General features: G+C 65.0%; 19 protein-coding genes. 5 read left to right on the top strand and 14 right to left on the bottom strand.

Annotated elements, in window-relative coordinates; genetic code table 11:
- Window positions 1-139: 139 nt before the first annotated feature.
- Together XH84_RS38795 and hemA are read right to left on the bottom strand one after the other, a co-directional pair.
- A complete protein-coding gene (locus tag XH84_RS38795; RefSeq protein WP_128920361.1) occupies window positions 140-3,649 on the bottom strand; it encodes a PAS domain-containing hybrid sensor histidine kinase/response regulator in 3,510 nt (1,169 codons plus the stop codon).
- 235 nt (window positions 3,650-3,884) lie between these two features.
- A complete protein-coding gene (gene hemA / locus XH84_RS38790) occupies window positions 3,885-5,114 on the bottom strand; it encodes a 5-aminolevulinate synthase (protein WP_128920362.1) in 1,230 nt (409 codons plus the stop codon).
- A 310-nt stretch (window positions 5,115-5,424) separates the two neighbouring features.
- On the opposite strand from hemA, the gene aroQ reads away from it, so the two are divergent.
- Window positions 5,425-5,856: a type II 3-dehydroquinate dehydratase gene (gene aroQ, locus XH84_RS38785; protein ID WP_128920363.1), complete on the top strand. Its 432-nt coding sequence runs from the start codon at window positions 5,425-5,427 to the stop codon at window positions 5,854-5,856.
- Between the two features lie 41 nt (window positions 5,857-5,897).
- Here aroQ and XH84_RS38780 read toward each other — a convergent pair whose 3' ends face one another.
- The 4 genes from XH84_RS38780 to XH84_RS38765 all read right to left on the bottom strand — a co-directional run bounded on the left by XH84_RS38780 (window position 5,898) and on the right by XH84_RS38765 (window position 10,868).
- Window positions 5,898-6,959, bottom strand: coding sequence for an MBL fold metallo-hydrolase (locus XH84_RS38780; protein ID WP_128920364.1), 1,062 nt, complete (start codon window positions 6,957-6,959; stop codon window positions 5,898-5,900).
- 316 nt (window positions 6,960-7,275) lie between these two features.
- Window positions 7,276-9,429, bottom strand: a complete 2,154-nt coding sequence (locus XH84_RS38775) for a methyl-accepting chemotaxis protein (RefSeq protein WP_128920365.1) — start codon at window positions 9,427-9,429, stop codon at window positions 7,276-7,278.
- Window positions 9,430-9,593: 164 nt separating this feature from the next.
- The gene (locus XH84_RS38770) at window positions 9,594-10,322 is read right to left on the bottom strand and encodes an outer membrane protein (RefSeq protein ID WP_128920366.1); all 729 of its coding nucleotides are present in this window, start codon (window positions 10,320-10,322) and stop codon (window positions 9,594-9,596) included.
- A 225-nt stretch (window positions 10,323-10,547) separates the two neighbouring features.
- Window positions 10,548-10,868 (bottom strand): hypothetical protein, encoded by a 321-nt coding sequence (locus XH84_RS38765; RefSeq protein WP_128920367.1) that lies wholly within the window; start codon window positions 10,866-10,868, stop codon window positions 10,548-10,550.
- A 183-nt stretch (window positions 10,869-11,051) separates the two neighbouring features.
- On the opposite strand from XH84_RS38765, the gene XH84_RS38760 reads away from it, so the two are divergent.
- Window positions 11,052-11,351, top strand: coding sequence for a hypothetical protein (locus XH84_RS38760; protein WP_128920368.1), 300 nt, complete (start codon window positions 11,052-11,054; stop codon window positions 11,349-11,351).
- A gap of 39 nt (window positions 11,352-11,390) precedes the next feature.
- Here XH84_RS38760 and XH84_RS38755 read toward each other — a convergent pair whose 3' ends face one another.
- The 7 genes from XH84_RS38755 to XH84_RS38730 all read right to left on the bottom strand — a co-directional run bounded on the left by XH84_RS38755 (window position 11,391) and on the right by XH84_RS38730 (window position 17,311).
- Window positions 11,391-11,600, bottom strand: coding sequence for a hypothetical protein (locus XH84_RS38755; protein WP_128920369.1), 210 nt, complete (start codon window positions 11,598-11,600; stop codon window positions 11,391-11,393).
- On the bottom strand, window positions 11,597-11,770 hold the full coding sequence (locus XH84_RS40275) for a hypothetical protein (protein WP_164936385.1): 174 nt from the start codon (window positions 11,768-11,770) through the stop codon (window positions 11,597-11,599). Before XH84_RS40275 ends, XH84_RS38755 begins: the two co-directional genes overlap by 4 nt.
- Before the next feature lie 96 nt (window positions 11,771-11,866).
- Window positions 11,867-12,094: a hypothetical protein gene (locus XH84_RS38750; protein ID WP_128920370.1), complete on the bottom strand. Its 228-nt coding sequence runs from the start codon at window positions 12,092-12,094 to the stop codon at window positions 11,867-11,869.
- Window positions 12,095-12,141: 47 nt separating this feature from the next.
- Window positions 12,142-13,761 carry an ABC transporter ATP-binding protein gene (locus XH84_RS38745; RefSeq protein ID WP_164936391.1) on the bottom strand — a complete coding sequence of 540 codons (1,620 nt, stop codon included), beginning with the start codon at window positions 13,759-13,761 and terminating at the stop codon, window positions 12,142-12,144.
- A 2-nt stretch (window positions 13,762-13,763) separates the two neighbouring features.
- Complete coding sequence (locus XH84_RS38740; RefSeq protein WP_128920372.1) at window positions 13,764-14,603, bottom strand: ABC transporter permease; 840 nt, start codon at window positions 14,601-14,603, stop codon at window positions 13,764-13,766.
- Entirely contained in the window at window positions 14,600-15,571 is a 972-nt protein-coding gene (locus XH84_RS38735) for an ABC transporter permease (protein WP_128920373.1), read from the bottom strand. Before XH84_RS38735 ends, XH84_RS38740 begins: the two co-directional genes overlap by 4 nt.
- Before the next feature lie 189 nt (window positions 15,572-15,760).
- Entirely contained in the window at window positions 15,761-17,311 is a 1,551-nt protein-coding gene (locus XH84_RS38730; protein WP_128920374.1) for an ABC transporter substrate-binding protein, read from the bottom strand.
- Window positions 17,312-17,527: 216 nt separating this feature from the next.
- Here XH84_RS38730 and XH84_RS38725 point away from each other — a divergent pair, with 216 nt between their 5' ends.
- The 3 genes from XH84_RS38725 (at window position 17,528) to XH84_RS38715 (ending at window position 19,681) form a co-directional block, all read left to right on the top strand.
- Window positions 17,528-18,166, top strand: a complete 639-nt coding sequence (locus XH84_RS38725) for a TetR/AcrR family transcriptional regulator (protein ID WP_128920375.1) — start codon at window positions 17,528-17,530, stop codon at window positions 18,164-18,166.
- Window positions 18,167-18,416: 250 nt separating this feature from the next.
- The gene (locus XH84_RS38720) at window positions 18,417-19,079 is read left to right on the top strand and encodes a DUF3313 domain-containing protein (RefSeq protein WP_128920376.1); all 663 of its coding nucleotides are present in this window, start codon (window positions 18,417-18,419) and stop codon (window positions 19,077-19,079) included.
- Window positions 19,080-19,111: 32 nt separating this feature from the next.
- Window positions 19,112-19,681 carry a DUF2147 domain-containing protein gene (locus tag XH84_RS38715; protein WP_128920377.1) on the top strand — a complete coding sequence of 190 codons (570 nt, stop codon included), beginning with the start codon at window positions 19,112-19,114 and terminating at the stop codon, window positions 19,679-19,681.
- Between the two features lie 3 nt (window positions 19,682-19,684).
- Here XH84_RS38715 and XH84_RS38710 read toward each other — a convergent pair whose 3' ends face one another.
- A complete protein-coding gene (locus tag XH84_RS38710) occupies window positions 19,685-19,996 on the bottom strand; it encodes a hypothetical protein (protein WP_128920378.1) in 312 nt (103 codons plus the stop codon).
- Window positions 19,997-20,101 lie beyond the last annotated feature (105 nt).

Here is a 20,101-nt window from a genome sequence, read left to right as displayed (position 1 = left end):
GTGATGCTGCTTAGCCTCATCCTGAGGAGACCGCGAAGCGGTCGTCTCGAAGGACGAGGCGCACGCTCAGGTCGAGCAAAGTGTCATATGCGATGCGCGACCTGGGTTGCGGAGGCCGGTGGCGTTCAAGCAGCCCGTTTCACTCCGCCGCCACCATCTGCTGCGTGCGCCACTGGCCGAGCAGGGCGCGGAGCGAGGCCGGCTTCACCGGCTTGTTGAGCACGGCGATCTTCTCGTCGCGCGCAGCCATTTGCACGGCGGGGCTGCGGTCGGCCGTGATCAGGATCGCGGGAATGCCGTCGCCGAAGCGGCGGCGGATCTCGCGGATGGCGGCGATGCCGTTGCCGCGGTCGAGATGGTAGTCGACCAACAGGCCGGTGACGCGGCGGCCGGCGGTTTCGATCGCGGCGATCGCGCCTTCGGGATCGGCGACCGCGATCACCTCGGCGTCCCACGCTTTCAGCAGCGTGCGCATGCCGTCGAGGATCGCCGCGTCATTCTCGATGCAGACGATCAGCGCGCCCGAGATCGGTGTGCGCGCCAGCGGCGTCGCGCTGGTCACGGCGGCGGTGTGGGTGATCGCCTTCGCCGTCGGCACCGTCACTGAGAACACCGAGCCGCCGCTTCTGTTGCCGTCGATGGCGATGCCATGCTTGAGCACCCGCGCCAGCCGTTCGACGATCGAGAGGCCGAGCCCCAGCCCGCGCGCGATCCGCGCGCCCTGCTCAAGGCGGTGGAATTCCTTGAAGATCTCGCCGCGCTTGACCGGCGGGATGCCGACGCCGGTGTCGTAGACGCAGATCTTGAGCGAAGGGCCCTGGCGGCGACAGCCGACCAGTACGCGGCCGCGCGGGGTGTATTTGATCGCATTCGAGATCAGGTTCTGCAGCAGGCGCCGCAGCAGGAGCCGATCCGACTCGACCGGCAGCGAGCAGGGCACGAAGGTGAGCTCTAGGTTCTTGGCGCGCGCGATCGGCGCGAACTCGATCTCCAGCGAGCGCATCAGATCGGCCATCTTGAAGCTCGAGATCGAGGTCGTCATCGCGCCGGCGTCCAGGCGCGAGATGTCCAAGAGCGCGCCGAGGATCTCTTCGATCGCCTGCAGCGATTCGTCGATGTTCTCGACCAGCCGGGTCTCCTCGCCGCTGTGCTGGCGCTCGACCAGGCTCGTGACATAGAGCCGCGCCGCGTTCAGCGGCTGGAGAATATCGTGGCTCGCGGCGGCGAGGAAGCGGGTCTTGGAGATGCTGGCGTCTTCGGCCGTGCTCTTGGCCAGGGCCAGCTCGGAATTCAGCCGCGTCAGCTCCTCCGTGCGGTCGCGCACGCGCTTTTCCAGCGTCGCGTTGGCGCGCTCCAGAGCCTCCGCCGCCTCGAAGCTAGGCGTGACATCGGTGAACGTGATGACGAAGCCGCCGCCGGGCATGCGGTTGGTGAGCACTTCGATCACCATGTGGCGTTCCGGCAGGCGTTCGAGATACGGCTCGCTGTCGGTGGTGTAGGCTATGAGCCGCTGCTCGATCATCGCCTCACGGTCGGCCTGATGGTCGGGATCGCTCACGCCCATGAATTCCAGGATCTCGCGCAGGGGCGTGCCGAACTGGACGATGTGCGGGGGCACATTGAGGAGATCGCCGAACTGCCGGTTGGAGCAGATCAGCTGCAGGTCGGCATCGAACACGGCAATGCCCTGGCGCACGTGGTTGAGCGCGGTCTGCAGGATCTCGCGGTTGAAATGCAGCGCCGCGTGTGAATCGTCGAGCAGCTTGAGTGCGGCCCTGGCCGAGACCGTGCGCTTGCGCAGCAGCAGCGACATCACGAGGCGGGAGGAGGCAGCTCCAATCGAGGAGGCGATCAGGTGCTCGGCGTGCTGCAACAGCTCGAAATCGGCGGGGGCTCCGGGCTCCAGCCGCAAATTACGCCGTGCGGAGAATGCCTCGAAGGAATGCCGCGCACGGTCGGGTCCGAGATATTGCGCCACCGTGGTCTGGATGTCCTGCACGGTGACGGTGGTGCGCCAGCGGCGGAAACTCGGGGAGATCGGCGCGAGCGTATTGGGCACGAACAGATCGGCCTGCAACAGCTCGATGGATGAGGGCCTTCGTGCCAGCGACAGCAGCACATAGGTCAGGATGTTGAGCGACAGCGACCAGATGACGCCGTGCATCAGCGGCGGCAGATCGGCGCCGAACAGCGCCTGCGGCCGTAGTGCCTCGATGCCGAACGGGCCGTGCTGAAGCAGCAGGATGCCTGATGTCGAGGAATCCATGAAGCTCGGTATGAACAGCGTGTAGAGCCACACCGCGAAGCCGACCAGCATGCCGCCGATCGCGCCGCGCGCGGTGGCGCGCCGCCACAACAATCCGCCGAAGAAGCTCGGTGCAAGCTGGGCGATGGCGGCAAAGGAGAGCAGGCCGATCGCCGCGAGCTGGGTGTTGCCGAGCGCGCGGTAATAGAAATAGGCCATCACCATGATGGCGAAGATCGCCAGCCGCCGCGAGCGCAGCAGGAAGTTGCTGAAATCGGCGCCGCCGGTGCGCCCCTCCGGCCGTCGCTGCAGCACCAGGGGCACCACGAGGTCGTTCGAGACCATGATGGAGAGCGCGACGCATTCGACGATCACCATCGCGGTTGCCGCCGACAGGCCGCCGACGAACACGGCGACGCTGAGCAGATCCGCACCTCCCTCCATCGGCAACGCCAGCACGTACATATCGGGGTCGGCCACGCCGAATGGGAAGGTGACGAGGCCGGCGAGCGCGATCGGGATCACGAACAGATTGATGGCGACGAGGTAGAGCGGAAACAGCCAGCGCGCGCGGCCGACCTCGGCATCGCTGGAGTTCTCGACCACACTGACGTGGAACTGGCGCGGCAGCAGCATGATCGCGCACAGCGACAGCAGCGTCATGGTCAGGAAGTTGCCGATCGACGGCGAATAGTTGATGGCGCGCACCGCCTCCGGCGTCTTCATGGCGCGCTCGATCAGTTCGTGCGGCGAGAACATCCAGAAGGTGACGAAGATGCCGGCGGCGAGGAAGGCGACCAGCTTGACGATGGATTCGGTCGCAACCGCCAGCATCAGGCCGTGCTGGTGCTCGGTGGCGTCGGTCTGCCGGGTGCCGAACAGCACGGCGAAGGCCGCCATCGCCAGCGTCACCATCAGCGCCACGTCGCCGACGATCGGGATGTGGGAGAAGGCCTGGTCTTCGCTCAGGATCGTCTCCAGCGAGGAGGCGACCGCCTTGAGCTGGAGCGCGATGTAGGGCACCGAGCCGATGATCGCGATTCCGGCGACGGTGGCCGCCACCGCCTGGCTCTTGCCGTAGCGGGCTCCGATGAAGTCGGCGATCGAGGTGATGTTGTGGGCTTTCGCGAGCTGGATCACGCGGCGCAGAACGCCGGCGCCGAGGCCGATCATCAGGATCGGGCCGACATAGATGGCGAGGAAGTCGGTCGAGGTGCGGGTGGCAAAGCCGACCGAGCCGAAGAAGGTCCAGGAGGTGCAGTAGATCGCCAGCGACAGCGGATAGATCAGCCCGGAGGCACGCCCACGCCCGGCCGGCGAGCGGCGGTCGCCATGGCTCGCCACCAGAAACAGAAAGCCGATATAGCCGAAGGCGGCGGCGATCACGCCCCAGTCGTGCAGCATGGCGAGCGCGCTTCTCGAAAGGGCGCTAGCGGCGCCCAAGCTCATTTTCCCTGCAAACCTAGCGCGTTGGACGGGTGGAGGCGACAGCGAAATGCCGGGCTGGGGCGGGAACTGGGGTTGTCGTTAAGCGCGTTGCCTGAAGGGCGCCGAGGCAGTCCCCGTGTGGCACCCCCCTCTCTGACCCTCGCCCAGCCACGGGCTCGATAGAAGTTGGCTCTAAGGAGAGGCGAACAGCCTACTCCGCCGCCAGCGACTTCTCGCGCAGCGGCAGGCCGAGACGGTCCCACACTTGCAGCAGGGCTTCGGCGAGCTGATCGATCAGGCCGTCGTCGTGATAGGGCGAGGGCGTGATTCGCAGCCGCTCGCTGCCCTTGGCGACCGTCGGATAGTTGATCGGCTGGATGTAGATGCCGTGCTCCTCGAGTAGCAGGTCGGACGCCTGCTTGCATTTCTCGGGATCGCCGACGAACAGCGGCACGATATGGGTATCGCTCGACATCACCGGCAGGCCGGCGGCGTTGAGGATCGCCTTGACGCGGGCGGCGCGGTCCTGGTGGCGCTCGCGCTCCCAGTTCGAGGTCTTCAGATGCTTGATCGCGGCGGTCGCGGCCGAGCAGATCGCCGGCGGCAGCGCGGTGGTGAAGATGAAGCCCGGCGCATAGGAGCGCACGGCATCGATGATCTGGCCGTTGGCGGCGATGTAGCCGCCGAGGCAGCCGAACGCCTTGGCGAGCGTGCCTTCGAGAACGTCGATGCGGTGCATGACGCCGTCACGCTCGGCGATGCCGCCGCCGCGCGGGCCGTACATGCCGACGGCGTGGACCTCGTCGACATAGGTCATCGCGCCGTACTTCTCGGCGAGATCGCAGATCTTGGCGAGCGGGGCGACGTCGCCGTCCATGGAATAGAGGCTCTCGCAGACGATCAGCTTCGGCCGGTTCGGGTCGGCCGCTTTCAACAGCTCCTCGAGATGCGCCAGATCGTTGTGGCGGAACACGACCCGCTCGCAGCCCGACTGGCGGATGCCCTCGATCATCGAATTGTGGTTGAGCTCGTCCGACAGGATGAGACAGTTCGGAATGAGCTTTGCGATGGTCGGGATGCCGGTCTGGTTCGAGACATAGCCCGAGGTGAACAGCAGCGCGGCTTCCTTGCCGTGGAGATCGGCGAGCTCGGCCTCGAGCTGGACCAGCGGATGATGCGTGCCGGCGATGTTGCGGGTGCCGCCGGCACCGGTGCCGACACGGGTCGCGGTCTCGACCATGGCGCCGACCACCTTCGGGTGCTGGCCCATGCCGAGATAATCGTTGGAGCACCAGATCACGACGTCGCGCTTGCCCTTGGGCGAGTGCCAGACCGCGTGCGGGAATCGGCCGGCCGTGCGCTCGAGGTCGGCGAACACGCGGTAGCGCCGCTCGGCGTGGAGACGATCGAGGGCGGAATCGAAGAACTGGTTGTAATCCATCGGCAAAACCTGCAACGGAACCCGGCCACGGCGGCCACTCGTTTTTAGAGCTTTTCCAGCTCCAATGTCTATGCGCCAGCACACATTTGTGGCGAGCCGCGCGGGTATATTGATAGCGGCGTCTCGCGGGCGATAGTTGATGTGGATCAAACGCCTACCACTTGCCCGCCGGCGCGCCCGGGGAAGCCGGAGACCGCTGCAGCTGGCTTGGACATTTTGTCCATGGGGCGCGCTGCGTTCATGATGGCTGGGCCGGTCGCGCCGATGGGCGCGGATCGGCGCCCGGCAAGCTCATGCGAAAGGACGCCTGATGAAACGTGTCATGATCCTCAACGGTCCCAACCTCAATATGCTCGGCATCCGCGAGCCGCATATCTATGGCACGACGACGCTCGCGGAGGTCAACGCGAGCTGCGAGGACGCGGCGGCCAAGCTCGGGCTCAAGCTCGCCTTCCACCAGTCCAACCATGAAGGCGTGCTCGTCGACCTGATCCAGTCGGCAAGGCACGATGCCGACGCCATCGTCATCAATCCGGCCGGCTTCTCCTTCACCTCGGTCGCGATCATGGACGCAATCAAGACGTTCGAAGGCCCGGTGCTGGAAGTCCACATCTCCAACATCCACGCCCGCGACGAATATCACCGCCACTCCAAGATCTCGTTCGTGGCGACCGGGGTGATCTGTGGCCTCGGACCATTCGGCTACATCGCGGCGCTGCACGCGATCGCGAACATGAAGTGAGATCTGCTCCCTCGCCCCGCTTGCGGGGAGAGGCGAATACATTACGTCGTCCGGAATTGCAGCACGCCGTCCTTCGTCTCCGCGGTCAGCCGGCCTTCGACGATCATGTAGTTGACGTGAGCGACCAACTCGCCGGCGGCGAAGCCCATCTGGTGCTCGTCGAGCACGTGCTTGTTGAACACCACGGGCACCAAAGCGCGCGAGGTCTGCGGCACCTCGCGGCAGGCTTCCGCGATCAGACGGCAGCGCTCCTCATGGTGGTCGGCGAGCTGCTTGATGCGGGTCTTCAGTCCGTAGAACGGTACGCCGTGGCCGGGCAGCACCAGCACGTCATAGGGCAGCGTCGTGGTGAGGCTGGCGAGCGAGGCCAGATATTCGCCGAGCGAGTTCTGGTCGGGCTCGACCGCCCAGACGCTGACATTGGGCGAGATCTTGCTCAGCACCTGGTCGGCGGAAAGGAACAGCTTGTCGTCGGCGCAATACAGCATCACCTGGTCGAGCGCGTGGCCGCCGCCGGTGATCACCTTGAAGCGGCGCGTGCCGATCACGACGTCCTCGCCATGGGAGATGCGGCGGTAGGAGGGCGGCAGCACCGAGACGCGCTTGAGATAATCCTGGCCGCGGCCCAGCAGCTTTTCGGTGAGCGACTCGTCCATGCCGTGGCGGCGGAAGAACAGCCGCTGCGCTTCCTGCCGCTCCGCGGTGCCGCGGTTCTGGTGATAGACCGATTGCAGATACTCGACCTGCGACATCACCAGCGGGCAATTGAACCGCTCGACGACCCAGCCCGCAAGTCCGACATGGTCGGGGTGGGAGTGGGTGACGATCAGGCGCGTGATGGTGACGCCCTTCAGCGGTCCGTCGAACAGCTTCGTCCAGGCCTCGATCGTCTCCTCGTTGCCGAAGCCGGTATCCACCATCGCGTAGCCGTCGCCGTCGGCGAGCAGGTAGATGTTCACGTGGTTGAGGCGGAACGGCAGCTTCAGCCGCGCCCACAACACGCCGGGTCTGACCTCGACGATTTGATCGTGGCCGGGATGCTGGTCCCAGGGATAGCGCAGGGCCTCGGCCGAGGATTGTGCGGTGTCGGTTTTTGCGTTCATGCTACCCGCATAAACCCAGCGCGCGCGGGGCGCCAGCCGAAAAAGGGAGCTTGGCGGCCCTCGCATGGCCGTCATACCGGGGAAGGTTTTTCCGCGATGTGGGACGCTCGTGCTCCGAACTTGATCACCTCTCCCGCTTGCGGGGAAGGTCGGCGCGTCCCGGGCGATGCGAAGCATCGTCCCGAGCGCCGGGTGGGGCTCTCTGCCCACGGGGATATTCTCGACACGTCGCGACTATCCCATTGCGGAGACACCCTCACCCCAACCCTCTCCCGCACGCGGGAGAGGAAGCGCAGTGCCGATGCTGCTGGCGTCCTTACGCCGCCCGCATATTGTTGAGGAAGGCGTCGATCTCTCCGCGCAGCATGTCGGCTTCGCGCCGCAGCGCGTCGGAGGCGCCCAGCACCTCGCTCGCCGCGACGCCGGCTTCGGCGGAGGCGGTGGAGACGCCGACGATGTTGCTGGAGACCTCGCTGGTGCCGCCGGCCGCATGCTGGATGTTGCGGGCGATCTCGCGGGTGGCCGCGCCTTGCTCCTCGACGGCGGCCGCGATGGTCGTGGTCACGTCGTTGATCTCGCCGATGATCCGGCCGATGCCCTGGATGGCGCCGACCGCCGATGTCGTGATGTCCTGCATGCTGGCGATCTGGGTGCGGATTTCCTCCGTCGCCTTGGCGGTCTGGCTCGCGAGGCTCTTCACCTCGGAGGCAACCACGGCGAAGCCGCGGCCGGCCTCGCCCGCGCGCGCCGCCTCGATGGTGGCGTTGAGCGCGAGCAGATTGGTCTGCGAGGCGATGGTCTGGATCAAATCGACCACGACGCTGATGCGGCTCGCGCTGTCGGCGAGGCTCTGCACCGTGGCGTCGGTCGCGCCGGCTTCGTCGACCGCCTTCTTGGCGATCGCGGCCGAGGTCACGACCTGCCTGCTGATCTCCTCGATCGAGGACGACAGCTGCTCGGTGCCGGACGACACGGTCTGCACGTTGACCGAGGTCTCCTCGGCGGCGGAGGCGACCGCGTTGACCAGCGCGTTGGACTGGTCGGCGGTGGTGGACATGCTCTGCGCGGTCGATTGCATCGAATTGGCCGACTGCGCCAGATTGTCGAGCGCGGAGCGCACCGTGTTCTCGAATTCCGCGATCTTCGCCTCCATGCGCGCGGCCCGCTCGGCCTTGGCGATGCGGTCCTTGTCCTGCTCGCTGGCGAGCGCCCGGGCTTCGATCATGCTGTCGCGGAACACGGTCAGCGTTTCCTTCATCACGCCGATCTCGTCGTTCTGCCGCGAGCGGACGATCTCGGTGTCGAGGTCGCCGGCCGACAGCAGCTGCATGGCGCGCTGAAGCTCACGGATGCGGCGCAGAATGTTGCGGCCGACATAGAGCCAGACGAACAGCGCCGAGCCGACCAGCATCAAGGCTCCGAGGGCCAGCATCACGGTCGTCGCAAGCGAGGTTTCCTGCTGCGCCTGGGAGGTCGAGGCATGGGTCTCCTTCTGCACGCCGTCGACGAGCTGCTGCACGCTGATGCCGAGGCCGACATTGAGCTTGCGGGTCTCGTCCAGGATGGTCTGGCCGTAGTCGACGGAGTCGAGCTCCTTCTCACGCAGATTGAACACGCCGGTCTTGCCGGTGCCGAGCGCCAGCAATTTCTCCGCGGTGTCGCGCAGCATCTTGTTGCCCTGGTTGTCGGGCAACAGATCGAGGTTGGATCGCAGGCGGCCCTGTGCCGTCTTGAATTCCTTCTGGATGTCGTCGAGCTTGTCGCTGGTGTTCGCCGACAGCGCCGCGCTCATGTCGGCAGCCGCGAGATTGCCGCTGGCGACGACGTTGCCGAGCTGACCGACGGTCTGCGCGGCGTCGCTGGCATCTGCGGCGGACAGGTCGGCCGAGCCGAGGATGGCGTTGACCCGGGTCTGCGCGTCGAGCATCGCCGGGCTGGCCGCGCCGACGAAGGCGCTCTGCGCGTTGCGCAGCGCGTCATATTGCTTGTCATGGAGGGCGGCGATATCCAGCCGCTCGCGGGCGGCCTTGGCCAGGCTCTGCGCCGCCTCGTTGATGCTCTTCATCGTCTCGCCGAGTCCGGAGACGACGGACTTGTCGCCGCCGAGCTGGATGATCTCGGTGAGCTTTTGCTGCGTCTGCTCCTGCAATTCCTTGAGCTTCTTGGTGCGCTCGTTGAGGGCGTCCTCGCTTTGCGCCGCAAGCAACGCCGGTCCCTGTGCCGCAAGGCTCGCGCTCAGCGCCGACAATTGCAGGCTGGCGGCAAGGCGCGGAATGTCCCGTCCGCTCAATTCGGTCATGCGTCCGCCGAGATTCTGCAGCGCCAGGCCGGCGCCGGCTGCAATCACGAGGCCCATGCCTGCGATCATCGCGAACGCCGCAAACAGGCTGCCCCGCACGCCCCATGTCGGCATTTTGAATCGCGGCGTGAATCGACCAAGCAAACGGCCAACGCCCAGACGGATCGCCATCGAAATTCCCCCAACGTTCTTGCTTCTGTTTGTGGCCGGCAGTATCCGCACCGCCGGTTAAAAAAATCGCAATATCCGCAAACGGTTGCGTGCGTTCCGCAGGACGAAAAAAGAGGGCCGGCGAAATCGCCGGCCCTCTGTCATGGTAAAGTTGCGGTAACCGATCAGTAGCGCGCCACGGCCGGGCTGGCCCAGTTGAAGCGGTAGTTGACGCCCGCCTTGATGGTGTGGTCGTCGGTAGTGAAGTTGCCGGCGGGCACCAGCGCGGCCGGCGCGGTGAAATGCGCGTCACCGAAATTGTAGTACTGGTACTCGGCCTTGGCCGACCAGTTCGGGGCGAACATGTATTCGAGGCCGACGCCGACGGTGTAGCCGTTGCGGTGATCGCCATCGATGACGAAGCCGGTCGGCACGCCGGCGACCGTCACCTTCTCGTTGTTGTCCGAGTAGGCGTAGCCGCCCTTCACATAGAGGAGCCCGGGGCCCCAGGTGTAGCCGACGCGGCCGGTGATCGAGCCGAGGCCGCGCTGGTCGTTGGTGTAGGCGACGCTGCCCGGAAACACCGCACCGACGCTGCCGGAGAGCCAGGAATACTGGCCCTCGACGCCGACCACGAAGTTCGGGTTGAACTGCCAGTCCGCACCGACCTGCACGCCGCCGAGGAAACGGCCGTTGCCGTTGTTGCCGGTGGAGAGGCCGTTGAAATTGTTGTCGCTGGAGAACGCGCCGCCGACATGGCCACCGACATAGAAACCCGTCCAGTTGTAGATCGGCGCGGCATAGGCCGGCGCGGGCGCCTTGTAATAGTTGCGGTTGCCGAGATCGGCGCCGACGGCCGGCGCAGCCGCGCCCATCGCGAGCAGCGCCACGGTCGCAAACAGAATCTTCTTCATAGTCCAAACTCCAACACTTGAAGGTCCCCGGCAGGCGCGCTCTTTCGCGCCGCGTTGGTTTTGCAGATAGCTCGCTTTTGACGAAAATGCTGTCACATGCATGGCACAACGGCAGCCAACCTAACTTATTGGGCTGCAATCAGTTTTCGTGCTTAATGCCGGCTTAAGAAATGCTGAAGGAAGGCTTAATTTCGTAGCCTTGCGGTAACCTCTGTGCGCACTTCGTTAACCAAGACGTCGGCGCGCCTCATCCCGCATCTGCTCGCGGAACGCCGCGCGCTTTGCGGGGCGGTCTTCCTCGCGCACGTCATGGCGATCGAAGATGTCGAACTTCTCCAGGATCGGATAACGCTCGCTCGCCATCGCGAGCACGCGCAGCACCTTGGTCGCCGAGGGCGTCGGGCCGCTCACCTCCCAACGCCGAATGGTGTCGCTGCCGCCTTTCTCCGGCAATCCGCAGAGCTTTGCCATGTCGGCCGCTGTGAGTTTTCGCTCGAGGGCATCTGAGAGGTCGGCGCGGAGTTGCTTCAGTTCAGGGCCGGTCATGTCGCCTCAATGCGCGAAGTCGGTGAGGTCAATGCACTAGCGCTGATTCGGGTCCATCCGAAGGCGGGCCGTCCGCTCTTGGGCACCTTCCTCCAGCGCACGGAGTTATGAACGGGTGCCTATGGAAATCGTCCGCTGAATGAACACATGGTGACAAGGGCGCCAGCTTCGGAGGGATCAGCCATGACCGGCATCAAATTCACCGGCATCAAATTCGCCATTGCCGCCTTCATCGCTACCGGACTTCTCCTTGTGCCGTTCGCGGCTGAGGCGAAGAAGCAGCGCGCGAGCAGACATTACGGCGCTGGCGTGGTGGCCCCGACTTACGGCGGCGCCGCCTCGCCGGCGGCGCAGCCGAGGGCGTCCTACGGATCGTCCGGACAGTCGGTCGGCACGGTCACGGCGCCGTCGATCGGATCGTACAATTGGCCGTCGGTCGGCGTGACCAATTCCGTTCCGACCTGGAGCAACACGACCCGATAGCGCGATGCCGATCAGCGTGTGCCGTCAAGGCACGAAGAGCTAGATTCCCTGGCGGATCTGTTGACCGATCACGCAGCGCCATGCTGCCAGTCGCTCGGCCGGATGCTGGTTCATCCAGTCGGCGAGCTGCGGCGCGCCCATCAGGCACGACTGCACCGAGACCTCGGCGAAATCCGAGGAGGTGACGAGCTGCTCGTGACAATTGGTCGGAGAGGCGAGACTGCAGAGCACCGCGATGATCTTGATCACGACCGGCTGCTCCCGTCGCCGACGAAGGCCCGGCCAAGCGGCGTCTTATCCTGACCTTCGCCGGCCGGATCAGCCGAAGGGAAGATGCTGTCGTAGATGGCGCGCGCCTCCTGGATGAGACGCATCCGCTCGCGCTCGGACTTCGAGACAAATCGAATAATTTCGCCCATGCTGGCTCCGTATCAATTGGCATCCGTCATCAGATGACGTCGATCATTCCATCGCGATGTATGGTGCCGGCTTCGCCGTTGAAGCGGCGCGGCCGATCACGACGGAATAAAAAACGCGTGAACGCACCCGGGCATCTCGACACATCCAGCGCCGCTCATGTGCTGGGTCGAGAAGCCGCTCACCAACGCATATTCGCTGCAAGGCTCTTTGCAGCCATGCGAGCGAATGCTGGTTTCAGCTTCGCTCCTTGCCTTATCAGCAAGGATCATTTCGGAAAGCAAATGCCGCTGGATCGAATATGTTTCACCTTCGAGGGCCTGCAAGTTTTTGGAACCATCCCGAGGTTTGGTGATCCGATGCAGGCAACGTTTCACGTCGCGGCAGCGCGCTCTTTCCGTCCCGGCACCGCCGCCAGCAGCTCGCGTGTATAGGCATGCTCCGGCGCGGCGAAGAGCTGTGCCGTCGGCTTCAGCTCGACGATGACGCCGCGCTGCATCACCGCGATCCGGTCGCAGATTTGGGCCGCGACGCGCAAGTCGTGGGTGATGAACAGCATCGAGAGGCCGAGACGTGCCTTGAGGTCTTCGAGCAGCCTCAAGACTTGCGCCTGCACGGAGACGTCGAGTGCGGAGACGGCTTCATCCGCGACGACGATCTCCGGCTCGAGCGCCAGCGCGCGCGCAATGCCGATCCGTTGGCGCTGGCCGCCGGAGAACTCGTGCGGATAACGTTCGAGTGCACCGGCATCGAGGCCGACCAATTTGAGCAGATCGCGGGCACGACCGAACGCGACTTTCGGATCGATACCGGCCGCGATCGGGCCGGCGGCGATGATATGCCCGATCTTGCGGCGCGGATTGAGCGAGGCGAACGGATCCTGGAAGATCATCTGGATGCGATGACGTTCGGCGCGCAGCGCCTTGCCAGAGAGTGAGGTGAGATCGGTCTCGCCGATCCGTACCGTGCCGCGGTCGGCCTCGATCAGCCGCATCACCAGGCGTGCCACCGATGATTTTCCGGACCCGGATTCGCCGACGAGGCCGAGCGTCTCGCCCTTGAGCATGCAAAAATTGACTGCGCGCGCGGCATCGACGCGGCGGTCCTCGCGAAACCAGCCGCCTGATGTCACATAGGTCTTGTCCAGCCCGATCACCTCGACCGCCCTGGCCTGATCGTCGAGGGGCTTTCGCGCCGGCGGATCCATCGAGGGGACGGCGGCGAGCAGCGCCTTGGTGTAGTCGTGCTGCGGCTCGTTGAAGACGGTCGCGGCCGGGCCTTCCTCCACCACCTTGCCGTGGCGGAGCACCACGACCTGGTCGGCGATGTCAGCGACCACGCCGAAATCGTGGGTTATGAACATCACCGCCATGTTGCGGCTCTGCTGGAGGCTGCGGATCAGCTTGAGGATCTGCGCCTGGGTGGTGACGTCGAGGGCGGTGGTCGGCTCGTCCGCCACCAGCACCGCGGGCTCGAGCGCGAGCGCCATCGCGATCATGGCGCGCTGGCGCTGGCCGCCGGAGAGCTGGTGCGGATAGGCGCGCACGATCCTTTCAGGATCGGGCAGGCCGACCTCGCGCGCCAGCGACAACGCCTTCGCGCGCCGCTCCTTCGGCGTCAGCAGGCCGTGCGCCTCGAACATCTCCGCCATCTGGTCGCCGATCCGCATCAACGGATTGAGCGCGGTCATCGGCTCCTGAAAGATCATCGCCAGCCGCCGGCCGCGCAGATCGCGCCAGCCGGCGTCATCGAGCTTGAGCAGATCGCCGCCTTCGAACTGGATCTCGCCGGAGGCGATAGACACCGTATCAGGCAACAAGCCCATCAGCGCATGCGCGCACATCGACTTGCCGGAGCCGGACTCGCCGACAACGCAAACGATCTTGCCGGGGCGCAAGTCCAGCGAGACGCCGTCGACCGCGAATGGCCGCTCGGCGCCCTTGGGCAGCGCGATCTTGAGGTCCTTGATCGAGACGGCGGCCGGGGCGGTGATCATCAACGTCCCTCCCGCGACAGGCGCGGATTGAGCGCGTCGTTGAGGCCTTCGCCGATCAGGTTCAATCCGAGCACGGAGATCAGGATGGCGATCCCGGGAAACACGGTGATCCACCAGGCCTGGCGGATCACGGTGCGGCCGGCGCCGACCATGTAGCCCCAGGAGATCAGATTGGGATCGCCGAGGCCGAGGAAGGACAGCGAGGATTCCAGGAGGATGGCGGTCGCCACCATCAGCGAGGCCAGCACGATCACCGGCGACAGCGCGTTGGGCAGGATCTCGCGCAGGATGATCCAGCTGTGCGACTGCCCGGTGACGATCGCAGCCTGGACATATTCGCGCGTGCGCAGCGACAGCACCTCGCCGCGCACGAGGCGGGCGACCGGCGGCCAGCTCACCAGCGCGATCGACGTAACGATCGAATAGATCGAAGGCTGCAGGATCGCGACCAGCACGATCGCGAGCGCGAAGCTCGGGATGGTCTGGAAGAACTCGGTGAAACGCATCAGGGCATCGTCGACCCTGCCGCCGAAATAGCCGGCCATCGCGCCAATGGGAATGCCGACGACCAGCGCGACCAGTGTCGAGACGAGACCGACCAATAGCGAGACACGTGCGCCAAAAATCATACCGGCAAACACGTCGCGGCCGAGCGCGTCGGTGCCGAGCGGCACGGTCCCGAGCGTGAAGGGCGGCAGGAACGGCCGCTGCACCATGCGCCAGGGCGAGTTCGGAAACAGCATCGGTCCGAACAATGCGACGGCGACCGCGAGCAGGAGGATGACGAGCCCGATGATTCCGCTCGGACTTCCGAGCATCGATTTCCAGAACTGTTTCATGAAGCGAATTCGATGCGCGGATCGACCAGGCGATAGACGAGGTCGGTGATGAGGTTGAAGATCAGCACCATGGCGGAGCAGATCACGAACACGCCGAGCAGCAGATTGTAGTCGCGCTGGAGCAGGGCGTCGTACATCAGGCGCCCGATGCCGGGCCAGGCGAACACGGTCTCGGTGATGACGGCGCCCCCGATCAGCGTGCCGGAATGCACGCCGGCGAGCGTCACGACCGGCAGCAGCGCGTTGCGCAGCACGTGGCGGCGCTGGATCACGGCGTCCGAAAGGCCCTTGGCCCGCGCGGTCTTGACGAAGTCGAGCCGCTTCACCTCCAGCATCGAAGCACGCGTCATGCGGGTGTAAGTCGCCATGAAGAACAGGCCGAGCGTCATCGCCGGCATGATCAGGTGCTTTGCGACGTCGACCGCGTGGCCGGGGCCGGTGAGGTTGGCGCCGACCGTCTCGTAGCCGAAGCTCGGCAGCCAATCCATGGTGACCGAAAACAAGAGGATGCCCATCAACGCCACCCAGAAGATCGGCATGGCGTAGAAGATCAGCGCAAAGACGGTGATGGCGGTGTCGAGAAAGGTTCCGGCGAAGCGGGCGGCGAAGGAGCCGAAAAGCACGCCGAGCATCAGAGAAATCGCGAACGCGGTCAGCGTCAACAGCAGCGTTGCCGGCAGCCGTTCGCCGATCAGCTTTGCCACCGGCGCCTGCTGGCGGAACGAGAAGCCGAGGTCGAGGGTGATCACGCCCTTGACGTAGATGAAGAGCTGTTCGGGCAGCGGCTTGTCGAGACCGAACTTTTCACGGAGCTGCTTGACGAAGACCTGGTCGCTGGCGCCGGCCTCGCCCGCCATCACGACCGCGGGGTCGCCGGGCGCAAGCCGGATCAGAAAGAAATTGAGGACGACGATCGCGAGCAGGACGATCACGCCCTTGAGGACACGCTGAGTGATGAAGGAGAGCATATTAGATGGCGATCGGATGAGGTTGAACGCAGCCAGAACCGCGGTGTGCTCCCTCTCCCGCTTGCGGGAGAGGGCAGGGGAGAGGGTATTTCCGCAGAGAGGGCGCCAAGAGGAGGAAACCCTCTCCCGCCGCGCTCTGCGAGCGCGTCGACCTCCCCCGCGAGCGGGGGAGGTGCAGCGAGCTTGCGGCTACTTGTCGAGCCATGCGTCCTTGAAGCCGTCATTGACCCCGATCCCCGTGGTGATCAGGTTCTTGACCTTGCAGCGCGTGATGGTCGGGAATTGCAGCTCGAGCATCCAGGCCACCGGCACGTCCTCGACCAGCATCTTCTGCGCCTTGTCGTAGATTTCCTTGCGCTCGGAGTCGGGGGTTGCGACCGCGCCGTCCGCGAACAGCTTGTCGATCTCCGGATTGGAATAACCTTCGACGTTGTTGAACACCTGGCCCTTGGCGATGGCGCTGGAGACGTAGTTGCGGCCGACGCCGAGGGCGGGATCGCCATACTGGTAGAGGTAGGTGAAGGCGATGTCGTAGTCCCAGTCGCCGATCTTCTGGTTTCCGCCGGCAACGTCGGTGGCGATGGTCTCGATGTTCAGGCCGACGTCCTGGAGGTTCTGCTTCACGGCTTCACCCCAGCGCTGCCACGTTTCGCCATAGGCGAGCGGCAACAGACGGATCTTCTCTCCCTTGTAGCCGGCCTCCTTCAGCAGCGCCTTGGCTTTGGCCGGATCGTACGGATATTTCTTCACGTCATCGGTGTAATACTTGATGGTCGAGGCGGACGGGCCGGTCGCGACCTTGCCGAGCCCGTTCCAGATGACGTCCTTGGCGAAATCGCGGTCGATCGCGAACATGATCGCCTGCCGCACCCGCTTGTCGGCGAGCGGACCCTGACGGTTGTTGAGCCACAACCAGGCCAGCGGCGAGAAGAACTCCCAGCCGGCGCCGGTGACGCAGGTGTCCTTCAGCTTGGACAGCCGCGGCACGTCGAAATTCTCGACCGAGCCGCCGGGCAGGACGTCGACCTTGCCGGTCTCGAACGCCACCGATCGCGCCGCGGCGTCGGGAATGATCTGCCAGTAGATCTCATCGAGATAGGGCTTGCCTTTCTCGTAATAGTTGGGGTTTTTGACCAGGCGGATGAACGAACCCTTCTGCCACTCCCTAAACATGAAGGGGCCGGTGCCGATGGGCGCGTTGTTGTAGGGATTGGTCTTGAAGTCGGTGCCGTCATAGAGATGCTTCGGCACCATCGGCATCGAGCCGACCTCGAAGATGCCGAGGAACGGGCCGAACGGCTGCTTCAGCGTGAACACCACCGTGTAATCGTCGGGCGCCTCGACCTTGTCGACCTGCGCGAGGTTGTTACGTGCTCGCGCGTGGGTCTGCTTCAGCATCTCGATCGAGAACAAGACGTCCGCGGCGGTGAAGGGCTTGCCGTCATGCCAGGTCACACCCTTCCTGAGCTTGAAGGTGTAGGTCTTGGCGTCCTCGCTGACGCTCCAGCTCTCGGCGAGCTCCGGCTGGGGCTCGAGCTTGGGGCTGTAGCGCAGCAGCCCCTCGAAGATGTTGCCCGACACCATCTGGGTCGGGCCGTTCTGCACCAGTGCCAGCATCAGGCCGGGCGGCTCGGGCTGGATCACGGCATTGACCACGCCTCCCGTTTTCGGCTCTTGCGCCAGCGCCGGGGCCGCAAGGCCGCAAGCCAGGAGGAGACCAAGCAACACTCGTTTCGGCATGTCGTATCTTTCTCAAGCGTGACCAGCCGAAAACGCTTCGCGACGTCATGGCGTGCAAAGCTATGGCCGGCCCATCCCAGTCCCCATCCGATATCGAGGCTCACACAGTCTCGTTCAGCGCCGCAAGATGAAAGTCGCGACACTATCCGCACAAAAAATGTACAGCGCGTCCTGTTTTCACTTGATTCATTCTCCGGTCACGCAGACAAGTCCGCGATGGACAATGCCACGCGCTCCGAACGGTCCCGCAATGCTGCACTCGAAGCAGCGATCGCAATCATCGCGCGCGACGGGCCCGGGCGGTTGACGCTCGATGCAATCGCGCGCGAGAGCGGCCTCAGCAAGGGCGGCGTGATGCATCAGTTCCGCACCAAGGAGGCGGTGCTGAAGGCGTTGCTCGAGCGGCAGATGGCGCATTTCGAGGAGTTCTCGACGCGCTATATGGCGAAGGCGAGCGAGACCTCCGCGAATCCAAATTTGGCGGCCCAGCTCGCGACCCTGCGCGAAGCGGCGACCTCGCCGAATTCCGCTGCGCTGGCGCTGGTTGCGGCCATGGTGGAGAATCCTCGCCTGATGGCGCTGCCGCGCGAGCGCGAGATGGAGCGGATGGCGGCAATCAGGGAAGAGGCCGCGGACCCGGATCTTGCGATGCTGCGCTGGGCCGGAGCGATGGGACTGCTGCTGAGCTCGCTGTTCGGCATGTCGCCGCTCAGCAAGGGCGAGCACCAGCGACTGTTCGCACGCCTGCTCGACGACGCACAATGGAGCGGTCTTGCCCAGCCGGATGCAACGCGCGCCGCCAAATCCGGAACGGCACCGGCTGCGAAGGCCGCAACCCGGCGCAAGCGCGCCTGATTCATCGTTAACGAAACCGCATCAAGACCTGCCTAAAGCCGCGCCTGCGGCCAAATGCGTCAGGCTTTCACTTTTGAACTTTACAAACCGCCTAGTCGGTTTTATAAACTCGATACTGAGGCAGCCCCAAGGCTTCCGACATGGCCCCCGGACGAAGCCGAGGGCTGGCCATGGTGAGCCCCGCAGCCGCGTCCGGTCCCTGACGCGGCTGCGGTCGCCATCGCCTGGACAGTGGCAAGAGGAGTTTGAAATGAATCGCTCGATCGCCGTGCGCGGTCTGGGAACGCTGGTGCTTTGTGCGGGCCTGGGCGGCTGCGCCTCGGTCGCTCCGGTGCCCTATTCGGAGATGGCATCCTCGGCCTATCTGGCCCCGGACAAATCGGACGCCTCTGGCCGTGTGCCCTACCGCTATTCCACGCCGGTCGACTGGCGCGCCTATAACAAGGTGATCCTCGATCCCGTCGTGGTCTACCGCGGGAAGGACCACCAGTTCGGCGACATGTCCGGCAAGGACAAGGCGACGCTCGCTGCCTACATGCAAACCTGTTTCGCCGACCGGCTGCGCGGCCGCTTCGCGCTGGTGCGGGAACGCGGACCGAACATGCTGCGGATCAGGCTGACGCTCACCGGCGCGGTGACCAACACGCCGGTGCTCGGCACGCTCTCGCGCTTCGACATGGCGGGCGCGATCTACAACGGCGTGCAGGCCGCGCGCGACGGCGAAGGGACGATGACCGGATCGGTCATCTACGGCGTCGAGATCTTCGACGCGACGAGCTCGCGACTGCTCTCGGCCTACGTCACTAAGCAATATCCAGCTGCCTACGACATCAAGGCCACCGCCGGCGCGCTCGCGGCCGCTACGGCCGGTCTCGACAAGGGCGCCGACGCGCTGATGGCGCAGCTGAACTGACGCCGCGATCCATTCAACGAAAGGTGCTGCTGATGAACATTCTCCTTCGCTTCGTGCTGCACATCGCCATCACGGTCGTGATGCTGGCGTTCGGCGGCCGCGCCGGCGCCGTCGCGCCGGCAGATCCGAGCGGCACCTGGCTGGTCGAGGACGGCCGCGCCCGCATTCGCCTCGAGCGCTGCGGACCGTCGCGCGACCGCCTCTGCGGCTTCATCGTCTGGATGAAGGAGCCGGCCGACAAGCGCGGCCAGCCTTACCGCGACAGCCAGAATCCGGATCCGGACAAGCGCGCCCGCATGCTGCTCGGCCACCAGCTCATCATGGGTCTGCAAGCGACGCCGGAGGGAAGGTTTGCCGGCGAGATCTATAATGCCGAGGACGGCAAGTTCTACTCGGTGTCGATCTGGCGCGAATCCGCCGATCGCTTGAAGCTGAAAGGCTGTCTCATAAAATTCCTGTGCCAGACCCAGACCTGGCAGCAGACCTTCGACGTGCTGCCCGGCCAGCTTGTCGGCCTGACCGGTGACCTCAACGGCCCGCGCGCCGACAAGGAGTGGGCGGCGGTGCCGGCCCCAAAGCCGGTACCGGCGAAAACGAAGTAGCCGTCAGGAGGCGCGCAGCGCCCGTCGCAATTCGTCGAGCGCCTCTGCGAGCTGCTCGCGATGCGCGATGTCGTCCTTGGGTATGAAGGCGACGCTGCCGGCGAGCTCACGCAGGATGCCCGCGAGCAGGCCGAAATTGATGTGCAGGTGAACCGATTTGCGTTCGTCGGCGGGGCCAGGATGCTGCAGCACCAGCGCAACGCCGTTGCCGTCGAGCCGCGCCTCGAACCGCGACGCATGCTCGAAAGTGCCGACATAGAACTTATCGGGATATTCGAGCGCGACCTCGGCTTTGTCGGGAACCGGCCTGGACATGTGACCCTCATCGATGCCGACCAATTTTGGCCGGGAATGGACCGGGCCGCCTTGCGATAGGTCAGAGCGGCTTCCGGATTTGATCTGGATCAAAGTCAGGCGGCC

This window comes from Bradyrhizobium nanningense (assembly GCF_004114535.1).
Classification (GTDB): Bacteria; Pseudomonadota; Alphaproteobacteria; order Rhizobiales; family Xanthobacteraceae; genus Bradyrhizobium; species Bradyrhizobium nanningense.
This window is presented reverse-complemented; position numbering and strand designations above follow the sequence as displayed.